26 protein-coding genes and 1 pseudogene are annotated in these 24,042 nt (G+C 60.9%); 15 read left to right on the top strand and 12 right to left on the bottom strand.

Annotated features, from left to right (window positions below):
* Positions 1-49 precede the first annotated feature (49 nt).
* The 4 genes from ACLFKU_RS04960 to ACLFKU_RS04975 all read left to right on the top strand — a co-directional run bounded on the left by ACLFKU_RS04960 (position 50) and on the right by ACLFKU_RS04975 (position 3,431).
* Positions 50-970, top strand: coding sequence for a GNAT family N-acetyltransferase (locus tag ACLFKU_RS04960; protein WP_410848355.1), 921 nt, complete (start codon positions 50-52; stop codon positions 968-970).
* Positions 967-1,884 (top strand): DMT family transporter, encoded by a 918-nt coding sequence (locus ACLFKU_RS04965; protein WP_410848356.1) that lies wholly within the window; start codon positions 967-969, stop codon positions 1,882-1,884. Before ACLFKU_RS04960 ends, ACLFKU_RS04965 begins: the two co-directional genes overlap by 4 nt.
* Positions 1,885-1,974: 90 nt before the next feature.
* Positions 1,975-2,244, top strand: a complete 270-nt coding sequence (locus ACLFKU_RS04970; RefSeq protein WP_013093592.1) for a MoaD/ThiS family protein — start codon at positions 1,975-1,977, stop codon at positions 2,242-2,244.
* Positions 2,245-2,276: 32 nt separating this feature from the next.
* The gene (locus ACLFKU_RS04975; protein ID WP_410848357.1) at positions 2,277-3,431 is read left to right on the top strand and encodes a WD40/YVTN/BNR-like repeat-containing protein; all 1,155 of its coding nucleotides are present in this window, start codon (positions 2,277-2,279) and stop codon (positions 3,429-3,431) included.
* A gap of 476 nt (positions 3,432-3,907) precedes the next feature.
* Here ACLFKU_RS04975 and ACLFKU_RS04980 read toward each other — a convergent pair whose 3' ends face one another.
* The gene (locus ACLFKU_RS04980; protein WP_410848358.1) at positions 3,908-5,014 is read right to left on the bottom strand and encodes a transglutaminase domain-containing protein; all 1,107 of its coding nucleotides are present in this window, start codon (positions 5,012-5,014) and stop codon (positions 3,908-3,910) included.
* A 361-nt stretch (positions 5,015-5,375) separates the two neighbouring features.
* Here ACLFKU_RS04980 and ACLFKU_RS04985 point away from each other — a divergent pair, with 361 nt between their 5' ends.
* Both ACLFKU_RS04985 and ACLFKU_RS04990 read left to right on the top strand, forming a co-directional pair.
* Positions 5,376-6,173: a hypothetical protein gene (locus ACLFKU_RS04985; RefSeq protein ID WP_410848359.1), complete on the top strand. Its 798-nt coding sequence runs from the start codon at positions 5,376-5,378 to the stop codon at positions 6,171-6,173.
* A gap of 657 nt (positions 6,174-6,830) precedes the next feature.
* A complete protein-coding gene (locus tag ACLFKU_RS04990; protein ID WP_410848360.1) occupies positions 6,831-7,325 on the top strand; it encodes a hypothetical protein in 495 nt (164 codons plus the stop codon).
* A gap of 383 nt (positions 7,326-7,708) precedes the next feature.
* On the opposite strand, the gene ACLFKU_RS04995 is transcribed toward ACLFKU_RS04990, so the two are convergent.
* On the bottom strand, positions 7,709-7,843 hold the full coding sequence (locus ACLFKU_RS04995; RefSeq protein WP_410848510.1) for a hypothetical protein: 135 nt from the start codon (positions 7,841-7,843) through the stop codon (positions 7,709-7,711).
* Here ACLFKU_RS04995 and ACLFKU_RS05000 point away from each other — a divergent pair.
* A pseudogene (locus ACLFKU_RS05000) lies at positions 7,791-8,769 on the top strand (2Fe-2S iron-sulfur cluster-binding protein). The gene ACLFKU_RS04995 and the pseudogene ACLFKU_RS05000 sit on opposite strands and share 53 nt — an antisense overlap.
* 195 nt (positions 8,770-8,964) lie before the next feature.
* Here ACLFKU_RS05000 and ACLFKU_RS05005 read toward each other — a convergent pair.
* Together ACLFKU_RS05005 and frmR are read right to left on the bottom strand one after the other, a co-directional pair.
* Positions 8,965-10,074, bottom strand: a complete 1,110-nt coding sequence (locus tag ACLFKU_RS05005; protein ID WP_410848361.1) for an S-(hydroxymethyl)glutathione dehydrogenase/class III alcohol dehydrogenase — start codon at positions 10,072-10,074, stop codon at positions 8,965-8,967.
* Between the two features lie 55 nt (positions 10,075-10,129).
* The gene (gene frmR / locus ACLFKU_RS05010) at positions 10,130-10,405 is read right to left on the bottom strand and encodes a formaldehyde-responsive transcriptional repressor FrmR (protein ID WP_368581437.1); all 276 of its coding nucleotides are present in this window, start codon (positions 10,403-10,405) and stop codon (positions 10,130-10,132) included.
* 166 nt (positions 10,406-10,571) lie between these two features.
* Between frmR and ACLFKU_RS05015 the strand changes: the two genes are divergently transcribed.
* Both ACLFKU_RS05015 and ACLFKU_RS05020 read left to right on the top strand, forming a co-directional pair.
* Positions 10,572-10,973 (top strand): zinc ribbon domain-containing protein, encoded by a 402-nt coding sequence (locus ACLFKU_RS05015; RefSeq protein ID WP_368581438.1) that lies wholly within the window; start codon positions 10,572-10,574, stop codon positions 10,971-10,973.
* Complete coding sequence (locus ACLFKU_RS05020) at positions 10,970-11,590, top strand: hypothetical protein (protein WP_410848362.1); 621 nt, start codon at positions 10,970-10,972, stop codon at positions 11,588-11,590. Before ACLFKU_RS05015 ends, ACLFKU_RS05020 begins: the two co-directional genes overlap by 4 nt.
* A 312-nt stretch (positions 11,591-11,902) precedes the next feature.
* Here ACLFKU_RS05020 and ACLFKU_RS05025 read toward each other — a convergent pair whose 3' ends face one another.
* On the bottom strand, positions 11,903-12,676 hold the full coding sequence (locus tag ACLFKU_RS05025) for an SDR family oxidoreductase (RefSeq protein ID WP_410848363.1): 774 nt from the start codon (positions 12,674-12,676) through the stop codon (positions 11,903-11,905).
* Between the two features lie 89 nt (positions 12,677-12,765).
* On the opposite strand from ACLFKU_RS05025, the gene ACLFKU_RS05030 reads away from it, so the two are divergent.
* Complete coding sequence (locus ACLFKU_RS05030) at positions 12,766-13,425, top strand: TetR/AcrR family transcriptional regulator (protein ID WP_368581441.1); 660 nt, start codon at positions 12,766-12,768, stop codon at positions 13,423-13,425.
* 299 nt (positions 13,426-13,724) lie between these two features.
* Here ACLFKU_RS05030 and ACLFKU_RS05035 read toward each other — a convergent pair whose 3' ends face one another.
* From ACLFKU_RS05035 to ACLFKU_RS05055, 5 genes are all read right to left on the bottom strand, one after another.
* Positions 13,725-14,432 carry an alpha/beta fold hydrolase gene (locus ACLFKU_RS05035; protein ID WP_410848364.1) on the bottom strand — a complete coding sequence of 236 codons (708 nt, stop codon included), beginning with the start codon at positions 14,430-14,432 and terminating at the stop codon, positions 13,725-13,727.
* A gap of 33 nt (positions 14,433-14,465) precedes the next feature.
* Positions 14,466-15,344, bottom strand: a complete 879-nt coding sequence (locus ACLFKU_RS05040) for a DMT family transporter (RefSeq protein ID WP_410848365.1) — start codon at positions 15,342-15,344, stop codon at positions 14,466-14,468.
* 64 nt (positions 15,345-15,408) lie between these two features.
* On the bottom strand, positions 15,409-16,026 hold the full coding sequence (locus ACLFKU_RS05045) for a TetR/AcrR family transcriptional regulator (RefSeq protein WP_410848500.1): 618 nt from the start codon (positions 16,024-16,026) through the stop codon (positions 15,409-15,411).
* A 95-nt stretch (positions 16,027-16,121) separates the two neighbouring features.
* Positions 16,122-17,522: a pyridoxal phosphate-dependent decarboxylase family protein gene (locus tag ACLFKU_RS05050; protein ID WP_410848366.1), complete on the bottom strand. Its 1,401-nt coding sequence runs from the start codon at positions 17,520-17,522 to the stop codon at positions 16,122-16,124.
* A gap of 87 nt (positions 17,523-17,609) precedes the next feature.
* Positions 17,610-18,536: a LysR family transcriptional regulator gene (locus ACLFKU_RS05055; protein ID WP_410848367.1), complete on the bottom strand. Its 927-nt coding sequence runs from the start codon at positions 18,534-18,536 to the stop codon at positions 17,610-17,612.
* Positions 18,537-18,726: 190 nt separating this feature from the next.
* Here ACLFKU_RS05055 and ACLFKU_RS05060 point away from each other — a divergent pair, with 190 nt between their 5' ends.
* Positions 18,727-21,012, top strand: coding sequence for an NADP-dependent malic enzyme (locus ACLFKU_RS05060; RefSeq protein ID WP_410848368.1), 2,286 nt, complete (start codon positions 18,727-18,729; stop codon positions 21,010-21,012).
* Positions 21,013-21,144: 132 nt separating this feature from the next.
* Here the strand turns inward: ACLFKU_RS05060 and ACLFKU_RS05065 are convergent, their stop codons facing one another.
* Positions 21,145-21,273: a LysR family transcriptional regulator gene (locus ACLFKU_RS05065; RefSeq protein ID WP_368581447.1), complete on the bottom strand. Its 129-nt coding sequence runs from the start codon at positions 21,271-21,273 to the stop codon at positions 21,145-21,147.
* Positions 21,274-21,585: 312 nt separating this feature from the next.
* On the opposite strand from ACLFKU_RS05065, the gene ACLFKU_RS05070 reads away from it, so the two are divergent.
* From ACLFKU_RS05070 to ACLFKU_RS05085, 4 genes are all read left to right on the top strand, one after another.
* The gene (locus ACLFKU_RS05070; protein ID WP_410848369.1) at positions 21,586-21,768 is read left to right on the top strand and encodes a hypothetical protein; all 183 of its coding nucleotides are present in this window, start codon (positions 21,586-21,588) and stop codon (positions 21,766-21,768) included.
* 140 nt (positions 21,769-21,908) lie between these two features.
* Positions 21,909-22,376 (top strand): ABC transporter substrate-binding protein, encoded by a 468-nt coding sequence (locus tag ACLFKU_RS05075; RefSeq protein WP_410848370.1) that lies wholly within the window; start codon positions 21,909-21,911, stop codon positions 22,374-22,376.
* Complete coding sequence (locus ACLFKU_RS05080; protein ID WP_368581685.1) at positions 22,342-22,599, top strand: alkaline phosphatase family protein; 258 nt, start codon at positions 22,342-22,344, stop codon at positions 22,597-22,599. The genes ACLFKU_RS05075 and ACLFKU_RS05080 overlap by 35 nt, the downstream gene beginning before the upstream one ends.
* Before the next feature lie 187 nt (positions 22,600-22,786).
* Positions 22,787-23,089, top strand: coding sequence for a DUF4148 domain-containing protein (locus ACLFKU_RS05085; protein ID WP_410848371.1), 303 nt, complete (start codon positions 22,787-22,789; stop codon positions 23,087-23,089).
* Positions 23,090-23,124: 35 nt separating this feature from the next.
* Here the strand turns inward: ACLFKU_RS05085 and ACLFKU_RS05090 are convergent, their stop codons facing one another.
* Positions 23,125-23,859 carry a hypothetical protein gene (locus ACLFKU_RS05090; RefSeq protein WP_410848372.1) on the bottom strand — a complete coding sequence of 245 codons (735 nt, stop codon included), beginning with the start codon at positions 23,857-23,859 and terminating at the stop codon, positions 23,125-23,127.
* Between the last annotated feature and the right edge of the window lie 183 nt (positions 23,860-24,042).

Genomic DNA, 24,042 nt, shown 5'->3' on the forward strand with positions numbered 1-24,042 from the left:
TGCCTGAGGCATATAATAATTTGCCTGAGGCAAATATAAAGGTGCATTCATGTCAGATGTCACCGTCGACCAGCGCGCGCAAACCGTTCGCAGCTTCAACCGTTTCTATACGCGCCAGATCGGCGTGCTGCACGAGCATCTGCTCGAAAGCGAGTTTTCGCTGACCGAGGTCCGCATCCTGTATGAGCTCGCGCACCGCACGGACCTCACGACGTCGGACCTGTGCCGCGAACTGGGCCTCAATGCCGGCTATCTGAGCCGCGTGATCTCGGGCTTCGAAAAGAAAGGCCTCGTCGTCAAATCGCGCTCGGCGGCGGATGCGCGCGTTGCGCATCTGGAACTGACGGAGCAGGGCCGCGCGACCTTTGCGCCGCTCGATCAAGCATCGCAGCGCGAGGTCATCGCGATGCTCGAGCGGCTGCCGCAAACCGCCCAGCAGCAACTGGTCGACGCGATGGAACAGATCCGCACGCTGCTGAGCGATCCGGAGCCGGGCTTCATTCTGCGCGAGCCGCAACCGGGCGACATGGGCTGGATCGTGCATCGGCAAGCCGTGCTGTACGCGCGGGAGTTCGGCTGGAACGCAGAGTACGAGGCGCTGGTCGCTGAAATCGTCGCGAAGTTCGTCCGCGAATTCGATCCGAAGCGCGAACGCTGCTGGATCGCCGAGAAAGACGGCAAGCCGGTCGGCTCGGTGTTCGTGGTACGGCAGGACGACACGACCGCGAAGCTGCGGCTGCTTGCCGTCGAAGCAAGCGCGCGTGGCCTCGGCATCGGCCAGCGTCTGGTCGACGAGTGCATCCGCTTCGCGCGCTACGCCGGTTACCGGAAACTCGTACTGTGGACCAACAGTGTCCTCACCGACGCTCGCCGCATTTATGAAAGGGCGGGTTTCACGCTGGTAGAGGAGGAGCCGCATCACAGCTTCGGCAAGGACCTGATCGGTCAGAACTGGGCGCTCGATCTGTGAAGGTGGATGGCAAGGCGTCGTCGGCCGCTGCGATCACAGGTGTGCTGGTCGGTGTCGCAATGGTGTCGACGCGCGCGGTGTCGAGCGATGCATCGCCGCCAACGCTCGCTTTTCTTCGGTACCTGATCGGCACGCTCGTACTCGCCATCCCGGTGCTGTGCGGCTCGCGGCCGCGCTTCGCGCTGAAAGACGCGGTCGCGATCGCCGTGCTTGGCGTTTTTCAGTTCGCGCTGCTGATCGTGCTGATCAATGATGCGTTGCAAACATTGTCCGCCGCTAGCTGCGCGCTCGTGTTCTCGACCATGCCGCTTTTTACGATGATTTTCGCAATCGTGATCGGCCGCGAGGTCTTTCGCTGGACCAAGCTCGCCGGCCTGGCGCTTGCGGTTTGCGGCATCGCGTTGCTGTTGGCTGCGTCCGCTTCACCTACCGGCGCGCATCCGAGCACGGCCCCCGCATTCGCTGCTTTGTTCGGCGCGACGTTGATCGGCGCGGTGTGCAGCATCATGTACCGGCCGTATGTGCAACGCTATCCGGCGCTGCCCACCAGCGCATTGGCGATGACCGCCGCGGTCGTCTTTCTCGCGGTATGGTGCGCTTTGGCCTCGCAGCCGCTCGTGCCCGGCCTGAGCGCAACGCAATGGGCGAACGTCGGCGTCATTGGCTTATCGAGCGGCATCGGATATTTTTGTCTGCTGTGGGCGCTCGCGCGTATCGATGCGAGCCGCGTCGTCGCGTTTCAGGCGCTCGGGCCGGTCACGGCTGCGGCCATCGAACTGTTCATCGCGCGGCGGCCGCCGTCGATGCCGTTACTCGTTTCGATAGCGATCGTCGTCATGGGTCTCAAGCTGGCGGTGAGCGAGGCACCGCCTTGGCTGAGACGATCCGGCATGCGGCGTGCAGCGCGGCGTTAATAGCGGTCATCGCGCAACTCAACCGAAAGCGGGGAATCGCCTAGACTACAGAACCGACGGACGCTGTCGTCCCCGCGACTCTATCCGGCCATGGCGCATATCTTTTTCGCAGCTTCGATTCAGCGGCATATCGCAACGCCCGAGCGCGAGATCGACGCGCGCACACTCGGCGAAGCGCTCGAAGCCGTGTTCGTCGCGCAGCCTCGACTGCGCGGCTACATCCTTGACGATCAGGGCTCGCTGCGACCGCATCTCGCGGTGTTCGTCGACGGCCGGCGGGTCCACGACCGGGAACATCTGTCCGACGCGCTCGGCGAGCAAAGCCGGGTTTACGTGGTTCAGGCGCTGTCGGGCGGGTGAGAGGGCCATCAGTACTCGAGGAGTCACTCGATATGAGCGATCGATTGCTTGTCGCGACCCGCAAGGGCCTGTTCGATGTCAGAGCCGACGGTGAGCGCGGCTGGCACGTCGGCGATCTGCATTTCGCCGGCGAGCCAGTGAGTATGGTGCTGCCCGATCCCCGCGACAGCTCGCTGTATGCGGCGCTCAATCTTGGCCACTTCGGCGTGAAGCTGCATCGCCGGCGCGCGGGCATGACGGATTGGGAAGAGTGCGCGGTTCCGGTCTACCCGCCGCAGCCTGCCGACGAGACGCCTGCCGCAGACGGCGCGCACGCGAGCGCAGGCGCCGACAGCGATGACGAAGCCGCGCCCAGCCGGCCGGCCACTCCCTGGACGCTTCAGCAGATCTGGTCGCTCGAAACAGGCGGCCCGGACGAGCCGGGTGTCTTGTGGGCCGGCACGATTCCGGGCGGGCTTTTCCGTTCCGGCGATGGCGGCGACACATGGGTGCTCAACCGCGCGCTGTGGGATCGCCCGGAGCGCCGTGAATGGTTCGGAGGCGGCTACGACGCGGCGGGAATCCATTCCGTGATGGTCGATCCGCGCGACAGCCGGCACGTGACGATCGGTGTGTCGTGCGGCGGCGTCTGGCAAACCGACGACGGCGGCGCGAGCTGGCGCGTGAGTGCCGAGGGCATGGAAGCCGACTACATGCCGCCGGAGCGGCGCGGCGAAGCCAACGTGCAAGACCCGCACCGCGTCGTGCAATGTCCGGCAAACCCGGATGCGCTGTGGACTCAGCATCACTGCGCCATCTTCCGCTCGATCGACGGTGCGGCTCACTGGCAGCGGATCGAAGCGCAGCCGTCGAGCTTCGGCTTCGCGGTTGCCGTCCATCCGCGCGACCCGGACACCGCGTGGTTCGTGCCTGCCGTGAAAGACCAGTGCCGCATTCCGGTGGACGGCCAATTCGTCGTCACGCGCACACGCGACGGCGGCCGCACGTTCGAACGCTTCTCGAGCGGGTTGCCGCAAACACCGGCGTATGACCTTGTGTATCGGCACGGGCTCGCGGTAGATGACACTGGCATGCGCCTCGCGATGGGGTCGACCACCGGTTCGCTCTGGACGTCCGAAGACGGCGGCGAAAACTGGCAATTGATTTCGGCGCATTTGCCACCTGTCTATTGTGTCCGGTTTGGATGAGGGACCTGCGTCAGAAGATCGAGGGCGGGTGATGGGACGGACCGCGCGAATTTCCGCAGCGGCCCGTCGCGCGCGCTAACTCATGATTGGGTGCCATCGCAGTTTCGATCCGGGACACCTGGTTCGCGGTAATCATGCTGCCGAGGGCATGACTAGAGCGCGGTTCCTGCACTCCAGAAATGATGTATTGCCACCGGTATCTGAACCGGGGACTCGACATCATCCGGACCTTACCTCGCACGCCGGCGCTGCTCAGGCATGAACTCGATTATTAAAAGGTCATGGGCGTGACGATGATGGCGGCGAAGGGCTGGCTGCCAAAGAAGTGCTCGACGCCTATACGCGGGCCCGTTCGCTATGCGAGGAGCTAGCGGGCGAGAGCGAGTTGTTCACCGTACTGCGAGGCGAAGGGCAATACCGGATCTTCCGGGGCGGCGGGATTCCACTGTGCAGGTGGCGCGCCATGCCCACCTTGGTCAACGTGCCGCCACGCGTATCAATCTTGCCGCCGGACCCGGCTTCGCCAGCGCGTCTGCCTGGTCAACGGCGACGCGCCACTTCGGAAACGTGCCGGAGCCGTCGACTGTCCACGACTCGCCCATTTCGTCGACATACATCGCGTTCGTGCTTCGCCCGGCCGCCGACGCGCGCCGCAGCGCGCCCGGCGCAGCGCGTTCGAACGACCGGCTGCCCAGCTCGTTGAACACTGTCGCCAGCGGCCGCCGCGCCTGGCCAGACCGGCTGAGCGGTGCGGCAAGCGGTCCGGCGGGCGCACGCAGCACCGCGTCGGCGCGCTCGCGGCCGGCGAGGATTGCACCGAGCAGTGCGGACGGACCGCTCGAAGCCGATGTCTCCTTGGACGCATCGGCGGCGCGCTTCGCGTTCGGTGAATCCAGTGCGAGCGGTTCGCTCGCGCCATCGATCCGCACGACGAGGATCACGTGCCAGTCGTCCGGCGTGTTGTTGTAGCGCGGCGCGAGCGACACGAGACGCAGCCGCTCGATCTCGAAACCCGCGTCGCGCAGCAGCAGGTATTTGGCGACGGCGAAATCCTTGCATACGCCGCTTTCGGCAAAGAATCGTGCCGGCGTGTAGTAGCTGCCGTCGGTTCCGTCGCGGTAGCGGACCTCGTTGACGAGCGCGTCAGCGAGCAGCACGGCTGACGCATCGCCGGCCTTCGCGCGCTCTGCCCGCACCTGCGTAACGAGACGGGTCCAGCCGGCGGGTTCGCGCATCAGGTGTCCGCGCAGCGCCTCGCGCAGGCGCTGCACGCGGCCGATCGCATCCGACGATGGTTCGAGCTGCCTGTCGGCAAGCGGCAGCAGGAACATCAGGTCGCCGACTTGCGCGAGTTCCGGGCGGATTTTGCGGTTGGCTTCCCACCACGTCCCGGTGCGTAGGCGCTCGATGCCGGCTTTCAGCTCTTGAGGCGTCGCCGAATCGCTGGGGCTCGCGTCGAGCGTGCCGGACGCATAGCGTTGCGATGCGTCTGGCAGGATCGCGGCGCCGGCGACGACCGGCAACAGCACCGCGGCTGCGAGCGAGCACTGGAGAAAGCAGAGGAGCAGTCGAGCGAGTGGCATAGGTAGACTCCAGGAAGCCACACCGGACGCCGATGCGCGACAGTGTTTTCGAAGTCCCTGGGATGGCGTCTTACGCCATTCAGCGCAGGGCAACGCTGGCTGGACCCAACACTGCACGCGACGTGCCAATTCGTCATATTTCTCTACCTCATTGATTTACAAGGAAATTGGCTTTGCGGTTCGGGCGCCGCAAACGCCTCTTGACGCCGATCGCCCAACAGACACGCGATACCTGTTGGCGTCACTCGCACACTTTGAGTTGACGGAAGCTGGAGGCCGTGTCTCCGTTACCATCGCTGATGGGGATCCTCGACGAAACAGGCGACCGCGCGGAACTATCCGAAAGCATTGGGAGGCTTGAATGGCTGCTGAGCACGACACGTTGCATCCACTCCGCCCGCTCCTGAAGAACTGGATCTGGGAGCATGGACGAATCGGGACTCGCTATCTGGACTGTATCGATGGCGAAATCAAGTTTGATGAAGGCAAGAAATCGCGCTTTGCGGCCGAAAAATATATCTACGTGCCGCTCGATCCGGACGCTGACGACGACACATCTGCGGATGGCCCGCCGATCCAGGAAGCGGGACTTGCCCGGTTTTTGCGGGCAGCGCAATTGGGCAAGCCAGATGAGGCCGGCTCGGTAGCGGAGATCCACCGCGCGGTTCAGGACTGCGTGGAGCTCGGGGTGTTCAGCGCATATCAGTCGGACGCGCGGGAGGCATTCGCGCGCTATGCGAACGAGCCGATGTTCGAGGATGAAATCCGCGCGGCAGTCATCGCTGACATCCGGCGCGGTTACGCGGGCCTGCGCAAGCAACTGGCGCTGTACGATTTCAGCGTGCTTTACGGTCTGGCCATGCCGCTGCTTATCAGCGAGACGCCCTTCATCGACTGGCGCACGCGAGGGAGTCCAGCGGTACCGTTCGTATCGCTTCCCCTTGGACCTTACTGCCTGCTGGTAGGCGCGCCGTCCGGCAGGAGTAGCCGGGTGGGCCCGGTGGTCTGGAAGGCTGCGACCTCGATGGGGCCGCTGAAGGACCACAACCGGAAAATCGAGGAGCACGCACGCTTGTGGCTGGTAGCGACCACGGACGACCAGCTCGTCGCGATACAACGCCGCTTCGCTGCGGTCAGGGGCCCCAAGCCAGACACATGAAGCCCCGGCTGAACTGCGCGGTTCCTTCAGGGCGGTTGTAAATCAAGCGCTGCCTTAACCGGAGGTTCATTGCTCCGATGAAACGGGACGATGTGCATCGTGGACTCACCAAGGTGCTGTTCAAACGTACAGTAGCGCGCACTTCATGTAACGGCCTAGACTTAACATATGGATATGGACTAGAACGCGGAGCGAGTTATGGTCACGAGGACTGTCCGACGGACACTTTCCAGTCTGACTTCGGCGATTACGCATGCGCCCACTAGTAAGCGTCGGATCGAACATACCGTGAAATCGGCTCAGCAAAGAGCGGACGAGGCCTGGAGGCGCACGACTCACGGACCGCAAAACTCCCTGGTACGTAAAGATCCGAAGGGGTAATTTTCGCAAGGCAGACGCAAGGCCGAACCCGTCGGATTGGACGCATATGCTGCTTCTCCCAGAACCGGATGCGGAGGCACCACTATGTCGAGCAAAAGCGATAGGGACGCCAGATCCACCCGATTGAATCCCGGCAATCCAGCCTCCGCGAGTTCTCGAGCGGGCAACTTCCGCGACGATGACGACGATGGGGAACCCATCTCTTACGTCGATCGGTACTTTTACACTCCGCCTCGCGCGACCCCGTTCCAGGTGATAGGGCAGTACGGAGTCGGGGTGGTTTCACAGGAAGGCGAAGCGAGGTTTGTCACCTTTCGTCTGGAAGCCACCGCGAGCGCGACCCTCCTTTATTCCCACTCGAGCCTGCAGTCGCGCATGGAGGACTATTTCGAGCGTTTCGCAATCCATGTGCATGGGCTGTTCCACATGCACTTCAAGGCTCCGCCGGTGTTGTATGTGCAGTTTGACGGAACATCTGGCCGGCTGCCGTGGCACGTTCCGCTCGACCTGGAACAACCAGAGACAATGCGGACGTTTCTGATGTCGCACAAGCCGTTCATGAACTGCGCACCCGCTCCCGATGCAGTGATCGAACTGTTATGTGACCGCCTTAGCGAACCAGGCGAGGATTGGGGTACTTTCCAGGTGCCGAATCGAGACGCTTCGGATCTGACATTCATCTACGCCACGCGCTGCAACGCTGAGATTCAGAAAAATTCCCACCCGGGCGCGACAGCGATCGAGACGACAAGAACGAGAACGATCATTTGAATTGACGCGTCGATCATTGCGTTTCCTGGCCTGGCAGCCGGAGTAAACTGGATTTGCGGCGTCGTTACCGCACAAGGAGATCGAGATGAAATTCGCCGAAATGTTCAGGTTCGCAAGGCGGAGCCCCAAGGCTGGTCAGGCAGCCGACGGAGAACATCAGCATGATCACGGCAAGTCGGCGCAAAAGGAAGCGAGAAAGCAGTGGGACGTAGTCGCTCGCAATCGTCATAAGCACGCGAAGTGGCAATAGGACACGACGATTGGGCCACGGAGACAAAGAACAAGGCGTGGTAGTCGTATTTCGGTTTACATCGTTTGGTCGCTCGATCTGCCCGCTGTGACGCGCACACGGAGGCGGTTGCCCGCGCCCATGTGCGCCCGCATCAGGTTGCCGGCGCGGTCAGCGACGTGTTGTACGTGGTGCCCGCAATCACCACGTTGCTCAGCGTAATGCCGCTCACCTTCGTGTTTAGCGCCCGGGACGGCCGGCTCTTCAACTTTGAGCCGGGCCAGTTCATTACGGTGTCCGCCGAGATCGCCGGCAAGGAGGTCAGCCGTTGCTACACGATCTCTTCGCCGCCGACACGCCCCATACGCTTTCCATTACGGTCAAGCGCACGCCGGGCGGCATCATGTCGAACTGGCTGCACGAGAACATGAGGGAGGGTGTCGAGCTGAAAGCCTTCGGACCCTCGGGCGTACTCACACCTTCTTCGGACCCCGCTGCAAAGCTTCTGTATCTTGCGGCGGGATCGGGAGTGACACCGTTGCTGTCAATGACGCGGGCGGCGCTCGACCTCGGCCTGAATCGCGACATCGTGTTTATTCATAGCGCCCGGACGCCGGCAGACATCATCTTTCGCAACGAGCTTGCGTGCTTGTGCGCGCTCTCGGACAAGCTCCGGGTCGTGCACGTATGCGAGGCGACCGGGAACGAGCCGGATTGGTCGGGTCCCGTGGGGCGTCTTGATCTTGAACTGTTGACCCGGCATGTGCCGGACTACCGCGATCATGAAGTGTTCATCTGCGGCCCGGGCGGCTATATGGACGCTTCCGAAAGATGCTCGAGGAAGGTGGGCACGATCCCTCCGGATATCATCAGGAAAGCTTCAACTTCGCGGAGACTGTGGAGTGCGCCGAAGGGCCGGGCGCGCAGTCCACCGCAGAAGCGAGCGGGCAGATAGGCTATACGGTGCAGCTGGCGCGCTCGGGTCGCACGTTCATGATGGACGGTTCGCAGACGGTGCTCGTCGCCGCGCGCAAGGACGGTGTGGCCTTGCCATCGTCATGCAGCCAGGGCATATGCGGGACCTGCAAGACGAAAGTCCTCGAAGGCTCGGTGGACATGAAGCACAACGGAGGCATCCGCCCGCGTGAAATCGACAAGGGCATGCGCTTGATGTGCTGCAGCCGGCCGACTTCGGATCTGATTCTCGATCTGTAGCTTTTCCGATTCCGGGGAGCCCTCGGCCCGGAGCATCCTCGATTGCCCATGCAGCGCCGGCGAACGCAATACCTGATCGGTGCCGGGACCATGGGCAATTGTCGAGCGAGGCGTCGGCGCCTCGCGTACGAGCAGTTGGCGTGGTCAACGGACGGACGAATTGCCGAGACCCAGGCCTCTCTCCGTCCTTCGGTGTCAGTAGTGAACCACGGTCCGGATCGATTTGCCCTCGTGCATCAAATCGAACGCTTCATTGATGCCAGACAGCGGCCTCGTGTGGGTGACGAACGGCGCGAGCTGGATCTTGCCCTCCATCGCGTCTTCCACCATGCCGGGCAGTTCCGAGCGGCCCTTCACGCCGCCAAAGGCCGTGCCCAGCCAGCGGCGGCCGGTCACGAGCTGGAACGGACGGGTGGAGATTTCCTGGCCCGCACCGGCCACGCCAATGACGACCGACTGGCCCCAGCCACGGTGCGCGCATTCGAGCGCCGCCCGCATCACGTTGACGTTGCCGATGCATTCGAAGCTGTGGTCCACACCCCAGCCCGTCATTTCGACGATGACCTGCTGGATCGGCTTTTCGTGATCATTGGGGTTGACGCAATCGGTCGCCCCGAAGGCGCGCGCCAGGTCGAACTTGCCCGGATTGGTGTCGATGGCGATGATGCGGCCAGCCTTGGCGAGCTTGGCGCCCTGGATCACGGCGAGGCCAATGCCGCCCAGCCCGAATACGGCGACGGTATCGCCTTCCTGCACCTTGGCGGTGTTCTTCACCGCGCCCAGACCCGTGGTCACGCCGCAGCCGAGTAGGCACACCTGCTCGGGATTGGCCTGCGGGTTGATTTTGGCGAGCGACACCTCGGCCACCACGGTGTACTCGCTGAACGTGGAGCAGCCCATGTAGTGATAGAGAGGCTGGCCGTTGTAGCTGAAGCGGGTCGTGCCGTCCGGCATCACGCCCTTGCCCTGCGTGGCGCGCACGGACACGCACAGATTGGTCTTGCCGCTCTTGCAGAACAGACACTCGCCACACTCCGCGGTGTAGAGCGGGATCACGTGATCGCCGGGTTTTACGCTCGTCACGCCTTCACCCACTTCCACGACGATGCCGGCGCCCTCGTGACCGAGCACGACGGGGAAGAGGCCTTCGGGATCGTCCCCCGAGAGGGTGAAGGCATCGGTATGGCAAACACCGGTATGCGTAATCTTGATCAGCACCTCGCCCTTGCGAGGCGGTTCGACGTCGATCTCGACGATCTCGAGGGGCTTACCTGGCGCAAACGCAACTGCAGCACGCGATTTCATAGTGGTCCTGTTAAGAAAGGGGCGGCCAATTGCGGGTTGGAAATCCCGCATTCAACTAGCGTAGATAGGTTCGAACGAGGGTCACGACATCGTCGATCGACCCCGATGGGGCATCCGCGGATCCCGCAAGGTGCGTGAACTCCTCGCGCAGATGACTTTCGAGCACACCGGCCATCACCCCGTTGATCGCGCCGCGGATGGCAGCCAGTTGCTGGAGCACCGGAGCGCAATCGGCGCCATCCTGCAGCGCGCGCTCGAGCGCGTCCAGCTGGCCGCGGACCCTGCGCACGCGTGTCAGGACGCGTTTCTTTTCTTCGACGGAATGAGGCATGACAGCGACGATGTGTGGATACTAGGGGGCAGTATAGGACAATACTTTTGGGGAGTATAGCTTTCCGGGGATTCGGCGGCCGAAATACCAGGTGAATAGCCGGACTGCTACCGTGGTGCATCCGGCGCATAATGAATTCCTACTGGTCGTGCCGCGGCGAGGTTGTATGCGCTGCACAAACTGCGGATTCGATAATCTCAGCAGGGCCAGGGTCTGCGAAGCCTGCGTGACCATGCTGACGTGCGTGTGTCCCCGTTGCGGGCGCGGGTCCGCCGCAACCGCCCGATTCTGTAGCAAGTGCGGGGCGCCGCTCAGCGAAACGCCGGAGCCGGCGAGCTCCGTCCAGCAACCACCGCCTGCACCGGTCAACTACACGCCCCATCATCTTGCCGAGCGTATCCGTGCCGAGCACGTCGCGATGGAAGCAAGAGGCGAAACTCGCGCGGCACTACGCGGATATCTGTCGACGCTCCAGCATCGACATTCGCGCGGAGTTTCTCTGAGCAGCCTGCTGACTAAAGCGTCTGGCAGTCGTAGTGAGCCGAAGTGCGCGAAGGAGCAGAGATGACCCACTTGCAGGAACGCTTCGTCGAGTTGTGGACGCGCTGCGGCGGCGCACGCGCTGAGGCGGTCTATGCCGACCTCGCGCAACGTTACGGCGAACCCATTCGTCACTATCACACGCTGCGTCACGTTCGCCGCTGTCTGCGCTATTTCGATGTGGCGCGCAGCGCGATTCCGCATCCTGATCTCGTGGAACTTGCGCTGTGGTGCCACGACATCATCTATGTTCCAGGCGCAAGCGACAACGAACAGCGCAGCGCGGACTGGCTTCGACGCTCGGCCGGCGATCGCATTGCGATGTGTCAGCGCATCTGCGAAATGGTCCTCGCTACCCGTCATATCGGCGCGCCGGAAGAACTCGATGAACGCTTTACGTGCGACATCGACCTCGCTGTGCTAGGCGCCGCGAGATCCCGGTTTCTGGCGGAAGGAGTGCGCGTGCGCAGAGAGCGCTCCGACCTCGACGACCTCGCGTATGACTTGCAGGAACGAAAGTTCCTCGGCAGCTTGCTTGCACGACCTCGCATCTATTTCACGGACTATTTCCACGCGAGATGCGAGATGCGTGCTCGCGGGAATCTCACGTGGCGGCTCGCGTCGGAGACGCCGGGATCGCGGTAGAGCCGGACGGGAGAGCGGGGCTCGCAGACCTCAGCGATGTGGCTTGAAAAGGAGACCCCGGCAGCGAACCGCCGGGGTCGTACTTGCCGCGCGCTGCGAAGTTGCCGCAAGTTCTGCACTTCGGGGTGCTTATTCCCGGGATCAATGCAGCATGCCCAACATGGTTCGGTCGCTGAAGTCGTACACTGGAGATCCCGGACCACGTTGATGCCATTGTTGATCTCGCGGCGATGAAAACGAAGCAGCAGATGGCACCGATTGGAGCACAGCAGTTGGAACTAGTGCGCTCGGTGGATTTACCGGGCGCAATGCTTAGAGCCGGGCGCCGCCTGTCGCGTCGATCACCTGTCCCGTAGTCCAGCGTGCGTCATTCGAAGCCAGGAAGGTGATGACGTCAGCGACGTCGTCAGCTCGACCTACTCGCGAGAATACCGACATCGCCTCCGCGCCGGCGCGCGCTTCGGGCACGGTTAGCCACTCCGCATTCATGTCCGTGTCCGTCACGCCCGGCATGACCGTATTGACCGTGATGCCGCGACGCCCGAACTCAGGGGCAAGCGCCAGCGTCAGGGTCTCAACGGCACCTTTCGATGCGGCGTACGCGGGATGCGTTGGAGCGGCGACACGCGTAAAGCCCGTCGAAACGTTGATGATTCGTCCATTGTCGCGAATGTGATCGGAAACGGCCTGGATCAGAAAGAACGGTGCCTTGAAGTTGACCGTGAGCACCTCGTCGAAGGTCGCCTCACTGGTTTCAGACAAGGGAATCCCCGGTGCAATGCCGGCGTTGTTGACCAGAATGTCAAGCCGAGGCTCACCGGTGGCGGCAATCGCGGCTGCCTTGAACTGCTCCCAGATACTGTCCGTTGCTTGCTTCCCGCGGCTCAAGTCCGCTTTGATGGCGATGGCTTTTGCTCCGAGGGCCTCGATCTCGCGAACGGTGGCGTGAGCAGCATCCGCGTTGCTGCCGTAATGCACGCCGATGAGCGCGGCTCCTTCTCGCGCGAAGGCCAGTGCTACAGCACGGCCGATACCACGCGAGCTTCCCGTTATGATGGCCGTTTTACCTGAAAGTTTTCCAGACATCATTCACTCCTTTTCGAATTGAATAGTGATCGTTATATTAATAACGCTGAAAACACGCTGTCAATGTTTTTTATAGGAATCGCTACAAAATGAGTCACCCCGCCCGAAAACGTGGCAGACCGAGGTTGCTGGAGCGCGACGTGGGGCTTGATGTCGCCGCGCGGCTGTTCTGGGAGCATGGATACGAGGGCACCTCGATAGCCGATCTGACCGAGGCCATGGGTATTCCGCCGCCGTCCCTCTACGCAACGTTCGGCTCAAAGGAGGAGCTTTATAGACAGGCGGTCGACCACATCAGCAAGCGTGAGAACGGGAAGTGGCTGGAAGCGCTGCAAGGAGACATGCCCGCCTACGATGCGATAGCGTTCTACCTGCACGACGCCGCGGCACGCTTTACCGACCCCGGAAGGCCGCGCGGCTGCATGATTTCGACGGCTGTTCTTCAATATGCCGAAAAGAGCGAATCCGTCGCACGGGCGGTCGCCGAGCGGCGGGAGTCCTGGTTCCAGGCCGTCAAGGCACGCTTTGACCGTGCCGTCGCCGAGGGTGAGCTTGCCCCGGAGACCGACACTGAAGCTCTCGCCCGCTTTTACGAGGCGGTCGTGCAAGGCATGTCGGCGCAAGCCTGCGACGGGGCATGCAGGGCAATATTGAAGCGACTGGCTGATATTGCGCTGTCGGCATGGCCTCAACCTCAACCTCAACCTCAACCTCAACCTCAACCTCGTCGCAGGAAACCGGTTGCGTGAGTGCATGGGTCCGGAATTGGCAAGGTCTGCCTGGATATGCGAATCCCGCGCGGCCGGCCACTTGCAGTCTTCGGAGATGGGTTGCCGCGAAATAGTGAAAACCTTCCAGCTATGCTTCTGGAACAGTTTTACGGTCGCATGTCCGATTCCGCGACTCGCACCGGTAAACAACATATAGCGGGTTGGCTTATCGTGTGTGGCGATTCGGAAAGTTGACTGCTCGATGCGGGTACCGGGTTCATGTCTCGCCGGCGATAGCGCCGTCCTTAAGACGTTGGGGCAATCTGAACCGCGAGACCTCAATGCGTCGCTTCCGCCAGCAGTAGCGCAGCCAGGTCCGCCGGACGATCCAGCATGATGGAGTGACCACACGGAATATCGTGGACCTTCCATCGGGGGGCGTCCTTCAATCGGGCATACGTCTCGACAAACCAATCGCCTCCGTTATCGCTCGCGAATACATAGGTGCGGTTAGCAACGGGTGCCGAATCCACTCCTGCGCGGACGCCTTGAACGAACGTGGCCAGGGGCTGCGGCACCGACATCCTGTCGACCCAGGCGGCGTCTGCTTCATTTACATTGAATAGGGCTGCTGGAATAGGCGGAATCATTCCGCCGGATTGGCCCGCCTGCGTGAGGAAAGCCAGCGCGGTCTCGGCGCCGGTAATATCGACAAGTGACTGCCCATCGGCTGGCGCGTAGGCATCGAGATAGAAAAGCCTGCGGATGCGCTCCCCGATTTCATGCGCTACACCAGTTATGACGAGGCCGCCATACGAGTGACCGCACAAGATTGCGTCGGTGATGTCCTCGTACTTGAAGACGTTAACAATGTCCTGAATGTGAGTGTCCAGGTTGATCGCCCGGTCGGCCAGGTGAGAGCGTTCGCCGAGGCCGGTCAGCGTGGGAGTGTAGACATCATGTCCGGCCTCGCGAAGCTGGCGGGCGACTCTTCCGTACACCCGGCCGCCCTGAAAAGCACCATGAACTAGCACGAATTTCGCCATGACGATTGTTCCTTCTGTTTCCTTGTGAGCGATTCACTGCGCCCCGTCTCCGGTACGCGGCTTGGTGGAGATCGGCCACTGGCTGAGCGCGACTCCGAAAACGCAGATAATGGCGCCCAAAATCAGCGTAGGGGTAATGGGTTCATGCCTGAAGGCGACGCCAGCGCCAATTGCGAAGAATGATTGAAGCAACGCGTAGGGGGCAACCCGAGCCATCGAGAATCGGGCTATAAGCCAGAACCAGATCGTAAATGCGACGATTCCGCCGAGCATCACGGTAAAGGCGAAAGCCAGCCACTCTGAACTCGACGCCCTCTGAAGCGCGTCGATCTGCCCACCTTCCACGATCATCGAAAGTCCAAGAAGCTGGAATGCCGTGAAGAGCGATACCCAGGCGAAGAGCATCACAGGGTCGAAAGGGCCGAATTTCTTTGCGAGTACGTTGCCCATCGCCAACCCGAAGGCAGACCCGATCACGAATAGAGTCGGAATGGTCGAGACCTTCAACCCCGGATCGGCGATTGACAGGACCACACCGCATAGCGCGAAGCCGACGCCGATCACCATTCGGGCAGAGGGCCTCTCTCCAAGCATTGGCCAGGCAAGCATCAGGGTAAAGGGCGTCCAAAGCTGATTGGCAATCCCGGCGATTCCCGCCGGCGATTGCGTCAATCCTATGAATGAACACGCGAAATTCACCCCTCCCATGAAACAGGAAATAAGGAAGATCGGCCAAATCTCCGGGCCCCGAATTCGTGCCACGAACGGAATAAGAATCGCGGCAATCACGGCAAATCGCAGGCCCGCGAAGAAGAGCGGCGGCAGCACCGTGAGCCCCGCTTTTACGACGACAAACTGAAATCCCCACAGCAAAGGAACAAGCAGCGCCGCTGCTATATGAATAGCTTCCATTGATAACTAAACCAATCAGTCCATAAATAGACGCGGGAAATGCGTCGCGCCTCATCGTCAGCAGTCAACATGCCAGACTGCTGATCAGTGTCTGCACGGCATCCCTTGCCCTGTCAGATTCGATTCCTGTCTTGCGAACGACACGAAGCCCTTCGAGAAAGCAAACCAGCACGTGAGCAGCCGCCTCGGGGCTAACGTTCCTGCCCAGATCGCCTTCCTTCTGGGCGTGCTTCAACGCTTTGACCAACCGGGCCTCCATCGCCCTAAAAAAATAGGCGATCCGGTTCGAAACCTCGTGATCATGCGCCGCCAATTCCATGGCTGTAGCCACAACTAGGCAGCCGCGCTTGCCGGCAGCACCATTGGTACGCTCGACGTAGCCGTCCATACACGCTTTTAGCCCCGCCAGAGCTTTCTGCCCTGAGGCAAGCTCAAAGTCGAGACGTTTGAGCGCCTGCACGATGTAGTGATCGAGGGCGAGCAGGAAAAGACCGTGTTTGTCGCCAAAGGCTGCGTACAGACTCCCTCGGGAGAGCCCGGTCGCTTGCATCAGGTCCGGCAAGGACGTGCCTTGATAGCCGAGCGTCCAGAAGACCTGCATTGCACGCTCGATAGTGTGGTCGACGTCGAACTCGCGGGGGCGTCCTCGCTGCCGGTCGGTGATGGAGTTTACGTTACGCATGCTCAATTTATAAACCGCGCAGTCCAGAAAAGTCAATGAAGATTTGCAAAGCTCATCTGTATGAGCATGCACGCTCTACGGTGGTTCGCGTTTCGTCACGGCACGCAGGCTTGCGCGGCGCGAATCATTGCCCGAAGGCTCGTTTGCACATCCGCGTCAGTGGTGGCCCAACTGGAGACACTGATTCGCATGGCGACGCGGCCCTGCCATACTGTGCCGCCACACCAGCAAATGCCCTCGGCCTGAAGACGGTTGATCACGGCGCGCGTCACCTCCGGCGTACCAAATGAGACGAGCACCTGGTTGAGTACGACACGATTCAGGATTTCAAAGCCACTGGCCTCGAGACCTTGGGCAAACATTCGGGCATACCGGCAGGTACGTTCGACTAGCCCCGCAACGCCATCTTTGCCCAGGTTAAGAAGCGCGGCCCAGATATCCACACCGCGCGCTCGTCTCGAGGATTCCGGCGTGTAGTGCGACGGTTCCCGCTCAGTCGCGTCGCCCTCTGCCAGGTACGCGGCATTCAACGACATTGCCGCACGCAGAGTGGCGGCTCTGCGCACTAGAACGATGCCATTGTCATACGGTACGTTGAGCCATTTATGCCCATCCGTCGCCCAGGAGTCGGCTTCGGCCACGCCATCCGTCAGACTGTCGAACTGACGATTTGCAAGCGCCCATAGCCCGAATGCACCATCAACATGGACCCAGGCACCGGCTTTCCTCGCGAGGCGGCATATCTCGCGCGCCGGATCGAAATCGCCGGTATTGACGTTGCCCGCCTGGATGCACACGATCGTTTGCTCATCCAGTTCCGGAAGTTCGCTGACTCGCATCCGGCCCTGGTGATCTGTTGGCACTACGATGACCCGCTCGCGTCCAAGTCCTAACATCGACAACGCCTTGGAAACGGTCACGTGAGTCTCTTTACTGACGACTACACGGAGTTCCGGAGCGCCGTAGAGTCCCTTCGCCTCCACGTCCCAGCCCAGGCGGGATAGCAGCGCGTGGCGTGCTGCTGCCAGCGCCGCAAAGTTGGCCATCGACGCGCCCGTAACGAAGGCTCCTCCGATGTCGTCCGGCAAGCCGAACAGATCGCCGATCCAGCGTAGCGCAACGTCTTCGAGCGTTGCCGCAATCGGCGAAGTCCATCGAAAGCACGCGTTTTGATCCCAGGCAGTCGCGAGCCAGTTCGCTGCGATGGTTGCGGGCAGCGCGCCGCCGATCACCAAACCGAAGTACCGTCCGCCCGTTGTCGCGACGGTAGCGGGGGACCCAGCCTCGTCGAGGCGGCGCAAGACTTCGCGTGCATCCAACCCAGCGTCTGGCAATGTGTGCCGGAAGTCATTCAGGCCTTGCAATGCCTGAGTAGAAACGTTGACCGGCCTGTCATGCACAGACTGAACATAAGCGAGCGCACGTTGCCCGGCGTCCTGCAGCAGTTCAGCGGTCGGGGTCAGTCCGGCTGCTTTTGCACTTTCGTCGAGTTTCATATGGTTCGTTCCGGAGGTTTAGGCATACGACCATGCGGGCGCAATAGAAACCGGTCACGTTTGTCGAGCAGCGACTTGCGACCAACGCTACCCGAGCGACGCCGGGTCGTTCACTACCTTGGTCTGATATTGCGCGCGCAATGATGCAGCGAAAATCGTGTCTATGTCGCGCGGAATACCCGGGCGGGTGAACAGCGCAACGGGTGGCAAGGTCCAGTCGAACGCATAGGGGACAATCGCCACGCCCGCAATCCGTACGAGTTCTTCCGCGATGTCTGCCGGCATGATGGACACGGCGTTCTCGTTCAATGCGACCGTCTCGCCAATCAGCCGCGGCGATAGGCTTTCGACAACAGGAAAGGGCGGTGTGACGCCGGCGTGCAGGAACAGATCGGATATCTGGTCGCGCATCGGGGTTTGCGATGCACCGAGAATCCAGTCGAGTTCGGCGAGTTTTCGCCAGTTCATTGCGCTGCGTGAGAGTCTGGCAGCGAGGCGCCGGGAAGCGATCAAACGGGGTTTTTGCTGATGAATCACTTCGAAATGAAGATCGTCGAGATCGACGCTCGACGATGCACGTCCGATCACAATGTCGAGTGTATGGTCGCGCAATTGGGACATTAGCCCTTCGCTCGTGCCTTCGTGGATGGAAAAAGTGAGCCGCTGCGTAATCTGCGACTGCGTATGACGGATTGCCGCCGCCAGAGTCTTTCCTGAAATGAAGGAAATCACGCCGATGTGAAACCGCGTCGCGTGACCGGAGATCAGCGCGCCGACATCGGATGCGAGGTGGTCGAGATCGTGCAGCATCGACTCAGCGCGTGAGAGGACGGTCGTGCCGAGCGCGGTCGGAATCATGCCGCGTGACGAACGCTCGAACAGCGAACCACCGAACATATCTTCCAGTTCAGCGAGCGCATTCGTGATGGCTGGCTGACTGCTCGCCATGTGCTCGGCTACGCGTGTGAGAGAGCCATGTTGCCGTATTTGCAGCAGCAACATGAGATGGCGCATTTTCAGGCGTGCACTCAAGCGCCTTATCACTTCGTCCGTGTTGAATGACACGATAGGGCGAATCCAGACATAACCAAAAGGTGATGCCCCGATAATAAAACAAAATAAACCTCGCATGCCTCGTTCCTAGAATGTGTTCCATGGCGATCAGCCGGGATGGGCCCGGCGCACACATAGGAGCACGGCACAAATGGACAGGACCGAACGCGAGGCAGCCCTGCAGTATCACGAGTTTCCTACGCGGGGGAAGATATCGGTGAGCGCAAGCAAACCGCTCGTCACGCAGCGGGATCTCGCACTCGCCTATACGCCCGGCGTCGCCGTCGCATGCGAGGAAATCGCGGCGGACCCGCGCGAGTCGTTTCGCTACACGAGCCGAGGGAACCTGGTCGGCGTGATCACGAACGGCTCGGCGGTGCTGGGTCTCGGCAACATCGGTGCGCTTGCGTCCAAGCCGGTGATGGAGGGCAAGGCGGTCCTGTTCAAGAAGTTCGCGGGCATTGACGTCTTCGACATCGAAATTACCGAGAGCGATCCCAACAAGCTCGTGGATATCATCGCGAGTCTCGAAGCAACATTTGGCGGGATCAATCTGGAGGACATCAAGGCGCCGGATTGCTTTATCGTCGAGCAAAAGCTGCGCGACCGTATGAAGATTCCCGTTTTCCATGACGACCAGCACGGTACCGCGATCACCGTGTCCGCTGCGTTTCTCAACGGTCTGAAAGTGGTGGGCAAGGACATCTCGAAGGTGAAGGTCGTCACTTCAGGCGCAGGTGCCGCGGCGCTCGCGTGTCTCGAACTGATGGTCGATCTCGGACTGCCGCGCGAAAACGTCTGGGTGACCGACATCGAAGGTGTGGTCTATCAAGGACGCAAGGCAGCGATGGACCCCGACAAGGCGCGCTTTGCACAGGCCACGTCGGCGCGGCTGCTGTCCGATGTCATCGAAGGCGCCGACGTGTTCCTTGGTCTTTCGGTGGGTGGCGTGCTGACCGCGGAAATGGTGAAGCAGATGGGGCCGCGTCCGCTGATTCTCGCGCTCGCCAATCCGACGCCGGAGATCTTTCCCGAGAAAGTGCGCGAGGCCCGTGATGACGCGGTGATCGCGACGGGCCGTTCGGACTATCCGAATCAGGTCAACAATGTCCTGTGCTTTCCCTATGTGTTCCGCGGTGCGCTCGACGTTGGTGCGACCACCATCACGCGGAACATGGAAGTGGCCGCCGTTCACGCGATTGCCGGCCTCGCGCAAGAGGAACCGAACGACTCCGTCGCCGCCGCCTATGGTGCGTACGATCTTTCCTTCGGGCCGCAGTATCTGATTCCAAAGCCGTTCGATTCGCGGCTTATCGTGCGCATCGCACCCGCGGTCGCAAAGGCCGCGATGGAGGACGGCGTGGCTACGCGCCCGATTGCCGATTTCGACGCTTACGCGGATCAGCTTCAGCAGTTCGTCTATCACTCCGGCGCGTTCATGAAACCGCTGTTCTCGGCCGCGAAGCAATTCGTGCGCGAGGGTGGAAACTCGCGCATTGTCTTCACCGAGGGCGAGGAGGAGCGTGTTCTGAGGGCGGTTCAGGTGATCGTCGACGAGAAGCTGGCGCGGCCGATTCTTGTCGGCCGGCCGGAAGTGCTGCTGTCGAGAATAGAGAAATTCGGGCTGCGGCTGAAGCTGGGCGAGGACGTCGAGGTCACGAATCCAGAAAACGACGAACGCTTTCATCAATACTGGACGACGTATTGGGAACTGCGGTGCCGCGATGGGATCACGAAGGAAATGGCGCGGGTTGAAATGCGCCGCCGCCTGACGCTGATCGGCGCCATGATGGTACGACTGGGCGACGCGGACGGGATGATATGCGGCACCGTCGGTGCTTATCACAAGCATCTGCGCTTCATCGACGAAGTGATCGGCAGGAAACCCGACGCACAAACTTATGCGGCCATGAATATCCTGCTGCTCGACAAGCGCACGCTGGCACTCGTCGATACACACGTCAACGACAACCCGACTGCCGAACAGATCGCGGAGTTCACCATTGCGGCCTCAGCGCAAATGGCATGGTTGAATCTGTCGCCCAAAGTTGCGTTGTTATCGCGTTCGAACTTTGGCTCGGGCAGTTCCGCGTCGGGCGAGAAGATGCGCAAAGTACTCGCACTCGTCAGCGAAAAGGCACCCGACCTCGAGATCGATGGCGAAATGCACGGAGATTGCGCGCTGGATGAAGCGCTGCGTCAGCGTGTTTTGCCCACGTCGCGACTGAAGGGCGCGGCCAATCTGCTGGTCTGTCCGAATGTCGACTCGGCAAATATTGCGTATAACCTGCTGAAGACCGAGGCAGGAAGTAATGTCGCCGTGGGGCCGTTCCTGCTCGGCGTCAACGCGCCCGTCAACATACTGACGTCCAGTTCGACGGTTCGTCGAATCATCAATATGGCCGCGCTCACGGTGTTGCAGGCAAATCGCGACTAGCTAGCTAGCTGTCGTCAAGGAAGTTCACGGTGGCCTGGTTGAATGACTTTGGATTCTGGGTCGCGTCTCTTCCTTGACAACCTGCTTCGATAAGCCGGGCGACGGCCATCATGGCTACAACTGGCGGACTTCTCAATAGCTCATCCTCAATGGCTCGCGCAGTTGGTTCGGAAGATCGCTGACGGACGACTGCGTAATCTCAAGCCTTTCTGCGGCCCGCGTGACATACCTCGCGGTCATGACAGGATCGAATACTCCCATCAGATTTCAGGTCGAGCCGGATACGTGCGGGATCGACTTTCGCTGAATAAGGATTTCCCTCGATCGAATGCGTGGCACATTCTTTCTGCCGCAACGGCTGGCGCGCCGTTTAGTCGGGAGCGCCGATGCCGGGGGACACGCCCGTTCGATCATCAATATCTCCTCGGCGACGCATTTCTGATCGCTCCCAACAGAGCGGAGTACTGCATCTCGAAGTAGGCATTGACCACGGTAACGAAACTTTTCGCCGCCGGACTCGGCGAGCTTGGCGTACCGGTGTACGAGGTACGGCCGTGAATCTTTCGAACCAGAATGACGGAAGTCGCACAGGCCGACTACGACGAGACGATTCGACGAGGATTTTCGCCAATCGCGCGATGGGGGACAGTGGACGAGATCGGCAAGGCCGTCGCGTCGTTGGCGTTGGGCTGTTTGCCGTTTAGCACCGGAGACGCTTTGCATATCGATGGAGGTCTTCACATTCATCGAGTCTGAATTAGGAGAGTCGATCGAAGAGATCTGCGTCATCGCGATCGGTGATGGTGCCTTGCCAAAAGACCACGTCCAACCCGTCTGGCCTCGGGCATGATGCTCGCACATCGGCATCAACCACATTGACGGAGCGCGACGAAGCAATGCAACCAGACCAGGCGACGGCTGGTCCGCGGACGCTTTGCGACAAGATCTGTCCGGGCTGGATCTTCGGCGTGTCCCAGAAGCGCCAGGGCGAAGTCAAGTCGGCGAAAGACCTGAAGGGCATGCGTATCGGCGTGAGCGCGCCGGGTTCGAGCACGCACATGGCGGTCAACTACATTCTGCATAAGGCGGGGCTGCAGCCGACGGACGTTGCGATCATCGATGTGGGCCAGGCGGCGGGCGCAGTCGCGGCGGTGCGGGCAGGGCAATTCGATGCGCTGATCGTCAACGATCCGAGTGCCACGATCCTGACGAAGGACGGCAGCCTCAAGCCGCTCGAGAACATGCGCACGGCCGAGGGCAACGTCAAGGTGTTCGGCTCCGATTACCCCGAGTCCAGCCTATTCGCGACGCAGGACTTCATCAGCAAGAATCCGAAGACGGTGCGAGCATGGCGGTTTTTTTGACCACGTTTCGCCGCTTCGCCTTCCCTGTAACGTCGCTGGCTTCGCTTTCGAAACGACAGGGCTACGCGTTCCCGCGATTCCCGTGTCGCCCTACGTGTCGGCGGGCGGCGTGTTTTCGGGCGACCTCGACCATACTTCGATCTTGCAACTGCTGGCGGAAAAGTTCGATTCGCACAAGGCTTACTCGCCGGCTGTTTCAGCGCGCAATGCGTACCCAGCCTGAGCAGCGCGCTGAACACCTCGGCGACAGCCGGTTCCCCGCCTGGTCTCGCGGGCGACGTTAAGGTGTCATTCAAGACCACGTTCAACGGGGAGTTGAAGACGGGCCAGTCCGACGTAAATCAGGGGTTTCATGCGGTCGCACTTGGCGACGACGTACTATCATGCAATCGAAGGGAAGTCCACGCACTATGACCAAGTCGCTTAAAACACGATTGACACTTCCTGCCGCGGTGCTTTTGCTCGCTGGCTGTGTCGTCGGCGGCATGCCATATACCGGGCGGCATCTCAGCCCGGCAGAGTGCCGCGATCTGGCGGCGCTCAAAACCAACGCGCCTCCGACCTTGGCACAACACCAGAATGAACTCGCGGCTCTGAGGAAAGCCGGTTACGACCCGTCGCCATGGAATGACGACCCGTACTATCCGGATGATCTGCAAGCGGCCCAGCGCCTGGTCGACTATTGGTTCCAAACCGAGTGCCTGCCGCATTGATTGCGGTTGGGCAGGCGTCTTCGCCTATCAACCGCTTACTGCGTCTTCGTCAAATCCTGCCCGATTGCTGCGACGACCGCCTGTTCGCAATCCTTGAGGCCTGCTACCGACTGGTCGAACTGGTCGGTCAGCGTGCCGAAGCTGCCAAAACGATATTTGGCGTCTGCTTCGATATGAATCGAATTGGCCTTGATGTCCCAGCCGCAAGCGAATGTCTTAAAGTACATGTCCTGCATGGACTTCGAATCGAGCAGGCGCGCACGGATAACGACCCACGGAATGAAGTCGCTGGTATTCGGTGGGGATGCATAGCCAAACGAAGTAATCCATACATTCAGGATGGCATCCGCGTCGGTCTTGATATCTGAGAAGTCGTCTGACTTGCCATCGCTTGCGAGCTTGACGCTCTGGCCATGCAACGCAACGATCTGATAGCCGGCATTGGAAAGTCGCTCTGTAAGCCCATTGTCAACAACGGGGGCGAAAACGATTTTTTCGCTCGCGACACGCTGCGTGTACGTACTCGTATGATTGGCGTTGACCCCTGCTTGCACCAATCCACCAATCAGTCCAAATGCTCCGGCAGCGCCACCGAAGTTCACCACGCTCTCTCCGCGCGGTTCCTTGACGTCCAACATGGCGATCGTATGGAGCTTTTGTCGATTGCTGGCGGCAAGGTCGGTTTTCGGAAGCGAAGCGCAACCGGTGAGCAGTGTTGTGACGACAAACCCCGCGGCGAGTAAGAACTTTGAAAGTGCTTTGGTCTTCATGATTCTGTATCTGTGGATTGAGAGCGTCGACGCCCAGCGCCTTTGAATAATGACCATCCCGGGAAATCAGGAACCGGCAAACCGTTTATCGGCATCACTGCTATGAACTTTAGAACTGCAACGGGGAGCAACGCGCTTGCCGATCCACGAGGACCTCGAACACTATTGCGCGCGTCCGGAGTC

The sequence above is a fragment of the Paraburkholderia sp. EG304 genome, assembly GCF_046543485.1.
GTDB lineage: Bacteria > Pseudomonadota > Gammaproteobacteria > Burkholderiales > Burkholderiaceae > Paraburkholderia > Paraburkholderia youngii.